At 48.2% G+C, this 12,459-nt stretch carries 8 protein-coding genes; 3 read left to right on the top strand and 5 right to left on the bottom strand.

The window, feature by feature from the left end; translation table 11 throughout:
• The first annotated feature begins 262 nt into the window (after window positions 1-262).
• The 3 genes from ACO0LD_RS24085 (at window position 263) to ACO0LD_RS24075 (ending at window position 2,423) form a co-directional block, all read left to right on the top strand.
• Entirely contained in the window at window positions 263-577 is a 315-nt protein-coding gene (locus ACO0LD_RS24085; RefSeq protein ID WP_423010720.1) for a hypothetical protein, read from the top strand.
• A gap of 246 nt (window positions 578-823) precedes the next feature.
• Complete coding sequence (locus ACO0LD_RS24080) at window positions 824-1,630, top strand: cystine ABC transporter substrate-binding protein (RefSeq protein WP_423010868.1); 807 nt, start codon at window positions 824-826, stop codon at window positions 1,628-1,630.
• 133 nt (window positions 1,631-1,763) lie between these two features.
• Window positions 1,764-2,423, top strand: a complete 660-nt coding sequence (locus ACO0LD_RS24075; protein WP_423010719.1) for an amino acid ABC transporter permease — start codon at window positions 1,764-1,766, stop codon at window positions 2,421-2,423.
• 12 nt (window positions 2,424-2,435) lie between these two features.
• On the opposite strand, the gene ACO0LD_RS24070 is transcribed toward ACO0LD_RS24075, so the two are convergent.
• From ACO0LD_RS24070 to ACO0LD_RS24050, 5 genes are all read right to left on the bottom strand, one after another.
• Window positions 2,436-3,893 carry a M48 family metallopeptidase gene (locus ACO0LD_RS24070; protein ID WP_423010718.1) on the bottom strand — a complete coding sequence of 486 codons (1,458 nt, stop codon included), beginning with the start codon at window positions 3,891-3,893 and terminating at the stop codon, window positions 2,436-2,438.
• A gap of 7 nt (window positions 3,894-3,900) precedes the next feature.
• Window positions 3,901-6,009: a hypothetical protein gene (locus tag ACO0LD_RS24065; protein ID WP_423010717.1), complete on the bottom strand. Its 2,109-nt coding sequence runs from the start codon at window positions 6,007-6,009 to the stop codon at window positions 3,901-3,903.
• Window positions 6,010-6,076: 67 nt separating this feature from the next.
• Complete coding sequence (locus ACO0LD_RS24060) at window positions 6,077-6,814, bottom strand: YoaK family protein (protein ID WP_423010716.1); 738 nt, start codon at window positions 6,812-6,814, stop codon at window positions 6,077-6,079.
• A gap of 139 nt (window positions 6,815-6,953) precedes the next feature.
• The gene (locus tag ACO0LD_RS24055; protein WP_423010715.1) at window positions 6,954-8,468 is read right to left on the bottom strand and encodes a tryptophan halogenase family protein; all 1,515 of its coding nucleotides are present in this window, start codon (window positions 8,466-8,468) and stop codon (window positions 6,954-6,956) included.
• A 183-nt stretch (window positions 8,469-8,651) separates the two neighbouring features.
• Window positions 8,652-11,387, bottom strand: a complete 2,736-nt coding sequence (locus tag ACO0LD_RS24050) for a TonB-dependent receptor (RefSeq protein WP_423010714.1) — start codon at window positions 11,385-11,387, stop codon at window positions 8,652-8,654.
• Between the last annotated feature and the right edge of the window lie 1,072 nt (window positions 11,388-12,459).

Below are 12,459 nucleotides of genomic sequence, written 5' to 3'. Positions count from 1 at the left end.
AGAGCGAAAAGCTTCTGTCAGCCGCTTTGTCATTGGGGCTGATAAATTTCACTTGAATGCGAATTTTAATTTGCTAACATGTTGATTTAAGGTGCTTTTTTTGCACGACATCATGACATATAGCTGTCATACTGAAGGCGCAAGATAAGCTAACTAGCAAGTACACGGAATATTCGTCACCCAGAAATTAGCGTTTGCCGTTTGTATAGGCTATTCAATTTCCTTCCCGATTTTCTTTGCAACTTTGATGAGGAGCGTGATCATGGCATTATTTTTTATTGAAGCCGTCCGTTTTGATGATAGTGGACAGCGTATCGCCAAAGTACGCTGGGGCAAGAGCAAGGGCGGGCAAGTCATGCCACCTGCCATGGTGGATGATCCGCAGGAAGCGGATGTGCAGGCAGTATTGGATACCATTGCCAATGGCGACGAAGTCTTGCCAAAATTCCAGAGTGAAAACGGCATCATACTAGGGCCAAAAGTTGTAGGCATTCAATATGACGATGGTGTGCATGGCCTGAGCACAGCCAGCAATGATGTTCCCGGCCATAGCTTGAGTGACCTGCCTTCTTTTTGAACCTTTCTTTGCGCCATCGCCATGCGGTGGCGTTTCTGTTTTACCCTGGTCTCCTTGCTTTATTGCTTCCTCGTTTTGCGCATATAGCCAGCATTGGTATATGCAAATAAGAAATACTTCGTTGTCCTTCACCAGCCTGACTCCATATCATACACAGGTCGCCGGATAATCTTTCCACCCGGCATATTTCAATGCATATGCCTTCATTCATGTGTGATGAAGGAAAGAAAACTTCCAGGGAATATGATGAAAATTTCTACAAAAAAAACAATCTCCACTTTATTGGCCGGCATAGTTTTAGCTGGCGCATCCCTGACTGCTACGGCAGCTGATTTGCTGGATACGGTCAAGTCACGCGGCACTTTGAAAATTGCACTGGAAGGTACTTATCCTCCCTTCAATTTCAAAGATACCAAAACCAATGAACTGGCCGGTTTTGACGTTGATGTCGCCAAATTGCTGGCAGCCAAACTTGGTGTCAAACCAGAATTTGTGACATCTGAATGGAGTGGCATACTCGCGGGCTTATCGGCTGGCAAGTTTGATGTCATCGTCAATCAGGTCGGTGTCACAGCCAAGCGCCAGGAAACATTTGATTTCTCTGATCCCTACACAGTGTCGAGTGCCCAGCTCATCGTCAAGAAAGATGACAAGCGCGAGTTCAAAAGTCTGGAAGATTTGAAAGGCAAAAAACTGGGCGTAGGGCAGGGCAGCAATTATGAAGAGCGCGCCAAGGCCGTGGCAGGTATCGAAGTCAAGAGCTATCCTGGCGCACCGGAATACCTGCAAGACCTGGCAGCAGGCCGGGTTGATGCTGCATTGAATGACAGCCTGATGGTCGCCTATTTGTTGAAGAGCAGCAATCTGCCAGTCAAGGCTGGCGCTCCCATCGGTGAAATTGCAAAAAATGGTATTCCCTTCCAAAAGGGTAATCCTAAATTTGCTGCAGCTTTGAATGTGGCCCTGGCCGATATCATCAAGGACGGCAGCTTTGCCAAAGTATCCAATAAATGGTTTGGCAAGGATGTGAGCAAGGCGCCTTCCGCGCAATAAGCCAGGCAGTCCGGCTGACAATACTCTAAAAAGAGCAATGTCAGCCGCTTAAGCTGTATGATTAAGTGGATATATTCCACTTGCTATCACTACTATCCCCGTCATCACGGGGATATTTCTTTTTAAAGTCGCCATGGAAATTTTCGAATTGCTGCAAATGGCAGCCCCGGTCATGCTGAAGGGGGTTGCCTATACCTTGTTGTTTGCCATTGGTGCCATGATAGGTGGCTTGATCCTGGGATTCTTGCTGGCGGTTGCACGGATATTGCCAAGCAAATTGATCAGCACCCCGGCTGCCGTGTATGTCAGCCTGATACGTGGCACACCCTTGCTGGTACAGATATTCGTCATTTACTATGGCCTGCCCAGCATAGGCATAGAATTCTCGGCGACATCGGCAGGCATACTGGCACTGAGCCTGAATGCCGGTGCCTATCTGTCTGAAAGTATACGCGGCGCGATAGTGGGCGTCAGCCGTGGTCAGTGGTCTGCCAGTTCCAGCCTGGGCTTGAATTATGGGCAGACGCTGCGCTACATCGTCGTGCCGCAAGCCATGCGTGTGGCCGTACCATCAATGAGTAATACCCTGATCAGCCTGATCAAGGATACCTCTCTGGTATCCGTCATCACGGTGACAGAGCTGATGCTGGCGACCAAGGAAGTGATCGCCACCAGCTTTCGTCCCTTACCCCTGTATATTGCTGCCGCCTGCGTCTATTGGGCACTCAGTCTGTGTTTTGAAGTCGTGCAAAGGCGTTTGGAGAAACGATTGCAAAAGGCCCATCAAGTTTGATTTTTTGACCAGCTAAGCGGACGTTGCGCTCTCTGCCTGCAATCCATTCAGATAGCTTGCAGTCAGCTTGGATTGCAAGGCAGCCTGTAATAATTCGGAAGGCATGACCCTGACATCTGCACGTGTCATGGTCAAGGCCTGTCCGGGCACCAGGCTGGCTGTATAGCCATAATGGGTCAGGCAGGCAGTGATCCAGGATTCCATGATTTCGAGCACATAAAAACGCTTGCCCATGGGCGACAAAAAGCTCACGCCTTCCGGCCTGAGCCTGCCCCATAAGCCATTCGGGTCCGTCGCCATTTTTACCAACTCATCCAGCGGCAGGGCTTGCGGATCCATCCAGCTACCAGCAAATCTTTGCTTGTTTTGCTCTTGCAAAACTTCAGTGGCATAGCGGTCCCAGTCGCAATTTTGCAATTTTTCTTTTTCAAACAGGGCGTACCACGCGTTCTCTGTTTCTTCTTCCCCGCCCAGTAAATGCAGGCATTGAGACAAGGGAGGGAAACCGGGCTTTGCTCCAGGGACAACTGCTGCCACGCGTTCTTCCATACTTGGATGAGTATCAAATTCTGAGGTGGTATGCGATTCGGCATAGGTAATCGCGGCTTGAATATCCGCCCGCTTTACGCCAGGTTTGCAAAACCGCCGGAAGCCTTCAAATATGGGCATGCGGGCACCACGATTTAATGCAGGGCCAAGTTCATAGTCAAGATAGCTGGACCACATGGGTGAAATCAAATGGACTTTTTCCAATGCGCTACGGGTGGCTACCGGGCCAAATTGCTTTGCAGCCAAAGCATCGGCAGCAAATTCCTGTTCACGCGACACAGCCGCAGATAATTTCAAGAACCATTTGCCGTAATAGCGGAACAAGACATCCAGGAAAAACATGGAATCATCAAGGTCGGTGACGGTATACGCGATGGAAGTGCGGGTACGGTATACCCATGGCCCCAGTGCCAGATCACCGGCTACAAAGTGGCCGAATTCATGGGCGATGACCGAGCCCAGTTCAGCTTCTGACAAAGTGCCCAGCAAAGGCAGGCCGAGACCAACTTCAAGCTCTTTCACCTTGCCGCGCCAGTTCTTTTTACCACTGATAAAGGCAGATGCAGCACCGATTAAATGGATATTGACCGGTGCATCCACCTTGAGTTCTTTGGCGATGCGTTCAACCATGGCATACAAGGGGGCGGCGGTTTCGCGTGATAAAGGCTTGACGGTATCTCCACTCTTTTTCTCTTTGCTGCGTGGACGCAGCGAATACGCCAGCGTCAATGCGGCGATACCTGCAATCACACCAGAAAATTGCAAAGAAGAACGGTGATTCATTTGGGTAATCGGCACCCAGGCCAGTATGACCACAAGCCCAAGAGCGAGTATCCAGAAGCCCAACCACAGGGCAACGACCAGGCCAGCGCGACGGGTCAGATTAGTTTTTTGCGGTTTGCGTTGATGATCAGTTTTCATAATTGACTCAGCTTTGCCATTGCTTGATTGCAGTGCTGACTACGCCTTGCAGCACATCTGTTTTTGCCGCCAATTGCCTTAGATTCTGTCGTTCCTGCGATGGTAATTGTGGATTGCGTGAACGGATAAAATAGGCCGCAGCCAGCACATCGGTTTCAAAGTCCACCTCATCCAGACTGACTTTGTCTCCCCGCACAAACTGCTCAAAAACAAGGAGGTCAGCTTTGCGCATATGCATCAACTGTTGCAGTTTATCTTTCGCTGCTTTGTTGTTGATGCGGCTGGCTTCACCATAAAGCAAGGCCAGTTGATCTGCCCCCAGATATTTGCGTACCTGTATTGCGTTGATCTGTTTCATCAAATCCAGCGTCTGTTCTGGCGAACTACGCAAACTTTGTGACAGCTTGACGATAGGCAGATCACGATTTGCCGCATTAGTTGCCGGCAGGCCAGCTTTGGCGCGATAAATGTCCAGCAATTTACCGTCTTCATCCTCAGGCATGTTGCGTAAATATTTTTCAGGATCGCCATTATTCACTTGTCTCGCAATTTCGCTGAATTCAAGCGCATGCACGGCTCTTTCCAGACCCTTGCTGTTGTTCATTGCTGCATCCAGTATCTTCAATGCATCAGCAGCACGTTGCTGCGTCAGCAGCAGCTTGATTTGTGTATCAAATAAATAGCTGGCATTTTCTGGCGAGAGTGTAGACAGTTGCTGCAAATCCTGGGCTGCTCCTTTGCTATCGCCATGTACAAATTTACGCCAGGTCAGGCTGCGCAAGATATTTGCATCTTGCGGGAATTTTTGCCTCAGTGTTTTCATTGTCTGCAAGCCTTCACTACCGCTCAGCAATGACGCATACAGATATTGTTCAGATGAAGAATCTGCATGTTGACTGGCGCGCTGGGCATATTCCTTGAGCATGAGTTCATGCTCACCGATATCATCACGTAAATCCTGAACACTACGCTCAAGCATGACGTCATCTGGATGTATCTTCAAGACTTTACGGCTAATCCGCAGCGCTTCTGCATTGGATGCACTACGGGCAATATAAAGGGCAATTTCAGTTGCGCGGGTTTCCCAGTCCTTGATGGCGGCATAGGCTTCCAGTGCACCCAGCATGTCTTTTTCCTGACCATGTTCGAATGCATAATTGAGGCAGGACATGACACCTGGCGTGCCTGCCTGGTTGATGATGGTCAATTGCTTCACGCTGACTGAGCTTTCGTGCTTGCTCATGCTCATGGATTGTGGTGGTTCGCTGAACAGGTATTTGATGTTGGCAAATTCCATCAGACGCTTGCCACAATACACAATCTGGCTCCCGGCCTGCCCAGGATCAGATGGTTTTACCTTGCTGTAGATAATGGTATTTTCTACCAATGGTGCTGCACCGGCGATATTCCAGATGCTGTAGCGGTCGCTGCTTTCCAAAGTCTGGTCATAAGTATCGATGATGCCGGTTTTGTCCGCGCTGGCTTCACCCCGTAAATGACCTACTGGCAAAGTCAGTGTGGCACGTCCCAGTGCTGGTATCATCCGCGTCTGCTCACCGATTTTCACATTGACCGGTATTTCAAAGCCATTCAGTATGATCAGGTCCTGGTTACTTGCTTCGTGATAGCTCGCCGCAGCACCTGTCAACACCATGATCACCAAAGCCAGTGCCAGGCCGCGTGTATACAGCCAGCCCATGATGCCCAAAGGCGCACGCGCATAAATTTGCCACTGTCTGTCACCCGTGCTGCGCACCACATAAGAACCCATGGGGACGAGTGGCAGGGCAAACAAGATGACAAAAGCATGCAAGGCGATATGGCTGCCATCAGTATCTCGTTCTGATTCACCGACAAAGCTGAATCCTACTGAGTTGATCGTCCCCAGTGATGGTGTGCCTTTTAATGGCTTGGCAAACAGGCGGCGTTCACTGGTCAGCTCTTTAAGTACATCCTTGTGTTGTGGCAGGCGGCGGAACAGGCGCGCCAGAACCAGTGAGCGGTAGACCTTGAATGGGTCGCCAGATTCTATGGCCCGGCTGATTTTTGGATCATCGCTGAAGGCGCGCAACTCTGGCACACGTTGAAATAAATTGGCTGGATCAGATATGGACATACTGGTTTAATTATTAAATAGCCAAAAGAATAGTAATGGGGATGTGCTGATTGTTGAAATCAAATAATCAGGTTTTCCTGAATCTTGGTGCCAGCGACAAGACTACCAGCGCAGTTGCGATTGGTAGTGTTGAAATGAAACCAAAATGTTTGAAACCATAAGCGCCGGTTAAAGCGCCAGAAAAAAAAGAGAATACCAGCAAGCCATGCAAACGCAGTTTTTGCAAATTGGCAGACACTTCATTTTCGTGATGGATCTCGTCTTTATTTTTGTTCCAGTAAATCATTTTGCCCAGTTCTATCCCTATGTCAGTGACCAGGCCAGTGACATGGGTAGTGCGTATCTCAGCGTGGGAAATTTTTGTGATCAGGGCATTTTGCAGACCCATGACGTAGCAGAGCAGGACCGTCGTGAAAGAGACGGTGATCACTGCATGCTCCTGCAATTCAGTGCCGACCAGGCCAAATACCAGCAGCAGCAACGCTTCCAGCAGCAAGACGGGTGTATAGATGTAGCGAAACTGGTTACGCTTGGCATAGTTCACGATGAGGGCTGTGCAGGCCGCACCCCAGGCAAAAGCGATCAGCATGAATAATGCGGCAAAGGCGGGTAGTAATTTGCCCAGCACCAGGTCGTCAGCGGCGGATGAAAGCATGCCGGTCATATGGGAAGTGTATTGCCCGACGGCCAAAAAACCGCCAGCATTCAAGGCTCCGGCCACACATGCCAAGCTTACTCCCAGATGCAGATTAGACCGGGGAGTACGCTTGGGTGAAGTCAGGTTGGCGAGATAATTGAGGGGCATGCACGAAAAGGTATATTTTTTGCCAGTCTGACTTGAGTTTAGCCGAAAAACTGACAGAAAAGCACGCCTGCCTGCATTTACTATCGCAGTGCATGTTGTTTTATCTCATTCTTGCTCCTGCCCTTCAATGAGGAGTGCCTTACATGGCGGGCCTGTGAGTGGATAAAAAGCTGCGGTGATCCTGGAAATTCAGGGCGCAGCGCTGGATAAAGTCACCCAAAGGTTCGCTCCGGTTTTGCACCGCATCGGCAACTGCTTTATCCGCTTGTGGAAATACGCCCATGCCAGCCAGCAGTGAATACCATGATGCTACAGGATAATAGGTGTCGATTTTCTGGCGGCGAATTTCATCCCCCAGATCGCGACCTTCCAGCCAGGTGGCAAATACTTGTTTCAGTGAATCAGGGATGGTATGCAGGTTGGCTGCATTGGCTTTCCAATATTCAGTGTCAGTACGCGAATTGGTTTTGTAATGGGCGATGATGTAGTTGCGGTGGCCATCAAAGTAATCATTGATTTGCTGGTTATAGACATTTTGCGCTTGTTCGCTCATGTCGCCTTTTTCCAGGAACAGGCAAAAAATAGCGGCAGTCATCTGTGTCAGGTAGAGTGCAGTTGCTTCCAGCGGCTCTAAAAAACCTTGCGACAAACCAACGGCCAGACAATTTTTGTTCCAGTGTTTTTCTACACGTCCCAGTTTCATTTTCAAATGACGGGCCTGGGTATCCGATTCCAGCAAACCCAGTTTTTCGCGTAATTCTTTTTCCGCCTGGTCTGCCGTGGTAAAGGCTGAGCTATACACATAGCCATTGCCATAGCGATTTTGCAGCGGTATTTTCCATGACCAACCGTATTTCATCGCTGTAGAAATAGTTTGCGTAGGTATGGCAGCGCCGATATCCGTCGGCATGGCAATGGCAGAGTCATTCAAGAGATGATCGGCATAACTGACAAACGGTGTCTTCAATGCCTTACCTATCAGGAGGGCAGCAAAACCTGAGCAGTCAACAAAGAAATCGGCTTCTAATGGATCACCACCCTCGATCAGGACTGAGGCTATATTACCTGCGGCATCCAGCCTGGTATCGGTAATGTGGGCACTGATATGGCGAATACCCATTTCCAGTGCTTTCTTATGCAGGAATTTTCCCAGTAACATGGCATCAAAATGATAGCCATACGTTGTAAAAAACGGAAAATTATGGGATGCAATAGGTGCCAGATGGCTCTCTGCCAATTTGGATGAGAGGAAAAACTTATCCGGTAATGCGCATACATCTTCGCCATTCAGGCGCGCTTTTACATTATTGATAAATACTGGCAAAGTCAGGTTATCTATCATCGTCACAAAGGGATGAAAATAGCTCTCATGGCCAGGTTTGGTGGACCAGCCATCGAAGCTGATACCCGATTTATAGGTGGCATTGCACTCTGGCATCCATTCGGATTCTTGTATGCCCAGGTTATCAAAAAACTTTTTCAAGACCGGTGTAGAACCTTCGCCAACGCCAATTACGCCGACTGTCGGCGATTCTATGACGGTGACTTCTATATTTTTTGCTTTTACTGAATGGGCGATGATCAGGGCTGCCATCCAGCCTGCGGAACCACCGCCAACGATCATGATTTTCTTGATAGGTTTTTGCGTAGTCATAGTCAGGGGCCAGTGTCAGGAATAAATTGAATTGCATATCGTCTTCAAGGACGACACATCTACATTAACAAAATTTGCTAAGCTAAAACAAAAAAAAGTGATGAGACCAGGCAGCCTCATCACTTTCAAGAACAGGAAGGCGTATCTTGGTATTACAGATAAACCCTCCCGCAAGCGTAGTAATTACATTTTGGCGTGCAAAGTCAGGAAGATTTGACGGCCATTTTTATACAGGGATGCTGGCAAATCTGCTGCACCTGGGGTTTTCCATACAGAGCTGACCAATGGATTATTGAGATCTTTGCCATCCAGAGAGATGGAGAAGCTGTCAGTGATCTGATAAGCCAGTGTTGCAGACAAAGTACCGATATCGTTCTGGTAAGCAGCGCTGTTACGGCTGGTACCATTCAAGAAACCGGAACGATAGCTGTATGTCAGACGTGCGCTGAACTTGCCATCTTCATAGAATGCACCGATGTTGTATGCATTCTTGGAAGTACCGATCAGAGTACAGTCAGGAGCCAGCAAATCACCGCACTTGGAACCAGGAGCTGCACCTGTTTCTTTACCCAGTGTGTAAGTGTAGTTAGCGTTGATACCAAAACCTGCTGGCAATGCCTGGATGTAAGCCAGTTCCAGACCTTTAACTTCAGCCTGGGTATTGATAGGCGTACTCATTGCATACACGGTGTTTTTCTTCTGGATCTGGTTGTAGAACGTACCTGTGCTTGCGCCATAAGTCACGTAGCCATCCAGAGCGGAGTAGAAAATGTCTGCAGAAACCAGGGATTTTGGAGCGAAATACCATTCCACGCCCAGATCTACTGTGTTTGCACGGATAGGTTTCAGGTTAGGGTTACCACCGTTACCTGTACCTTGTACATCACGCAGATCCAGACCAGCCATTTGACCCAGTTCAGGACGGGCCATCGTGCGGGAAACGCTAAAACGGGCAACCATGTCTTTGTTCAAATCCATGCGGAAGTTTGCACTTGGCAGGAAGTCGACATAATTGTTGTTATAGGTCCGTGGTTCAAAATTACCAGAAGCACCGATCTCATTACGTGTGACTTGCTCGTTAGTACGGGCAACACGCAAACCGAAATTACCACTGATGCCTTCACCTGCAAAATCAGCCATTACATACGCAGATTGCGTTGGTTCTTTAATGGAGAATTCATTTTGCAGCAAGTGGCCAGTATAGTTGGTGTACTGCGCCAACCATGCATTCACAGAAGCTTGAGAGAATGTCCAGTAACCCGCACCATTTGCACCCAGATCATTAAAGATATTTGGGAAAGCTGTCAAACCAGACATAGGCAGATTTGCTGCATTGCTCAAACCTGGCAAGGCATTGTTACCGATAGAAGTCAGGTCACGCTTGTGTTCGGCAGCACGGAAACCGAAGCGCAAAGTAGGGATACTGGCAAGATCAGTTTTAAACGTACCATCGATCTGTGCGTAATTTTCTTTATCGTTGGCAGTGACATGTGAGCCGTAAGTGTATGGTGCGCCAGGTGTACCAGGTGCGCCATTGTTAAAGCCGCCGATAGAAAACTTGTCAGCACCAGGTGTAACATAAATCACTGGCTTGTCAGAACCCTGTACAGTGTAGCTGCCGCCTGTCCATGGCATCCAGATACCCATAGCACCACTGACTGTGTTGCCCAGACCTTTGGTCGTACCGACTTTACCGGCAAGTGTCAGTTGGTCATTGACGCGGAAAGAGCCATCGATGTTAAAGAACTGAGACTGGCTTTCTGCAACAGGACGGGAGAAGATTTCCTGAACAGCGCTGGACATGCCACTGCAAGGTACGCAGCCGGCAGGATTAGTCACCGACAACTGGTTGATAACACCCTGGTTCAAGGTACCAGTCACTGCACTTGTTGGATAGCCAGTGGTTGCCCATGATGGTCCGACGAAACGGCCCAGGGATTGCATGAAGTTGTGATTGACGTTAGGTGCATCCAGATGCGACTGGAATGCAGTGATGTCAATGTTCACATCTTTGGATGGCTTGAATTGGAAGTCAATCAAACCACCGTCACGGGTACGTTGTTGTTCAAACCAGGCAGTACCACCCAGATAGTTGGTGACTGCGCCAGAAGCTGGCGATGTTGCTGTATTTGCTGTGCCAGCACCTTTGATGGCACTATCGATAGGGCTACCAACATCAACCTTGTCCCACCAGATTTGATTTTCTTGACCAGCGCGGCTCAGAGTACGTTTTTGATGGAAAGCCTGAACCAGGATACCCATAGTTGACGCATCATTTTTCCAGGCAATCAGGCCACTCAGTTGCGGATCGGATTTGCCGGAGTTGGCAGAATTCACCAGACCAATACTTGCTTGTGCATTGAACTGCTTTTTGAAATCCAGCGGCTTGCGTGTTTCGATATCCACGACACCTTCAGCACCGCCTTCAAGCAGGTTGGCTTGAGAGCCTTTGTGCACTGTCACGCGACCTATCAATTCAGATGGGAACAAAGAGAAGCTGACGCTGCGGCCGCCGCCGACGATATTGTCAGCAAACCAGTCGCCGCTTGATACTGAGTGACCATTGAGGGTTGTCAGTGTCAGGCCAAATGGTGTGCCGCGCAAAGCGACACGGTCGTTTTCACCAAAGCTGCCTTCGCCGCCACCGGCTGCAGCAACGCTGACGCCAGGTACGCGTTGCAAAGAGTCCGCAACGTTTTTATCAGGCATCTTGCCGATGTCTTCAGCAGTGATCACTTCAACGAAATTGTCGGAATTACGTTTTTGATTCAAAGACTGTTGCAGGGATGCGCGAATACCAGTTACGACCACTTCCTGAGGCGCTGCTGGCTTTGCCGCTTCTTGTGCTTGCGCCTGCATGGCAACGCTCATGATCAATACCGCAACAGCGGACGCCACGGGCGTTAAATTGTTCCTCATTGGACTCATTTTATTTTGCATTTATTTCTCCTTCGGTTAAGACCTGTGAAAAGCTTTAGATCCGTGACAAAAAATTGCTTCCTCCCCCATACCTTACACACTTGATGTTTTGACAGTGAGTATTTTCGGTACAACCCGCTGCAGTAAAAAGTTATTCAAAGTTAGCTACCACTCGAAACAACAACACCGGATGTGAAGCACTTTAGTGGTGACTAAACAGGTTGTCAATCGGTATCTAAGTGGTATCTATGCGATGTTTAATTAGTTATTATTGTAATATCTATATGTGATCTATCTATTTGTTTTTATTGGATAAATTATTCTTTTCAAATTGAGAAGAGTAGAAGTGGACTGATGTTTTATTCCCACATGTGGTCTTCAATTGTTCATTTTTTAGTCAAAAAAGTGGATTTGAAGTGGCTTTGAACTAAATTTTCTAAATTAATTTATATATGCCTGAAATGCGATCTGGATGTGCAAATCAGGTTCACGCAAAACACTGCTTAAATTTCCCAGTCGCCACAGGGGAATAAAGTTTCAGTGCGCTTTAAATTGCAGTAATTCGGCATGTTTATATTTTTGAGGACTAAGACCAGTTGTAAAAATATGACGGTCATTTGGTATAAATGGTTTGCTGCATCGAGGCTATAAAGCCTGCTGATTTGCAGTTAATATTCGATGGCTATCGTGGTAATGTTAATTCCACATAGATACCTCTTGACAACCAGTTATGAGGACACTAAAGTGAGCCGAATTCAAAGACAGATGGTTTCTCCCGCAGCGCAGTACGAGCTGGTAGAGCAAGATGTACTTGAGTGGTATTTACGTATTTTCGGGCAGGGACAAAATTATATGGCCGATTGATTTATCTGTTTTTGCTGAGTGCGACTGCGGATTTCAATGTGTAAAAACCGGATGACGAAAATACCTTCACTATAATAAAAGGGAGCAGTAATGGATTTTTCAAATCGCCAGCAAGAGCCGGGGAAGAAGTTTATAGGCTTAGGGCTGGTTATCGCATTTCACGTACTGGTGGTATATGCACTGGTATCCGGATTAGCGCGCAAGGCCA

It is taken from the genome of Undibacterium sp. Ji83W, assembly GCF_049340385.1.
Classification (GTDB): Bacteria; Pseudomonadota; Gammaproteobacteria; order Burkholderiales; family Burkholderiaceae_D; genus Undibacterium.
Note: the sequence above shows the minus strand (reverse complement) of the source record. Positions and strands in the feature narration are given on the sequence as shown.

Coding starts and splice junctions, on each gene's coding strand:
- ACO0LD_RS24085 (WP_423010720.1), top strand. CDS start 263: ATGGCATTATTTTTTATTGAAGCCGTCCGTTTTGATGATAGTGGACAG.
- ACO0LD_RS24080 (WP_423010868.1), top strand. CDS start 824: ATGAAAATTTCTACAAAAAAAACAATCTCCACTTTATTGGCCGGCATA.
- ACO0LD_RS24075 (WP_423010719.1), top strand. CDS start 1,764: ATGGAAATTTTCGAATTGCTGCAAATGGCAGCCCCGGTCATGCTGAAG.
- ACO0LD_RS24070 (WP_423010718.1), bottom strand. CDS start 3,893: ATGAAAACTGATCATCAACGCAAACCGCAAAAAACTAATCTGACCCGT.
- ACO0LD_RS24065 (WP_423010717.1), bottom strand. CDS start 6,009: ATGTCCATATCTGATCCAGCCAATTTATTTCAACGTGTGCCAGAGTTG.
- ACO0LD_RS24060 (WP_423010716.1), bottom strand. CDS start 6,814: ATGCCCCTCAATTATCTCGCCAACCTGACTTCACCCAAGCGTACTCCC.
- ACO0LD_RS24055 (WP_423010715.1), bottom strand. CDS start 8,468: ATGACTACGCAAAAACCTATCAAGAAAATCATGATCGTTGGCGGTGGT.
- ACO0LD_RS24050 (WP_423010714.1), bottom strand. CDS start 11,387: ATGAGGAACAATTTAACGCCCGTGGCGTCCGCTGTTGCGGTATTGATC.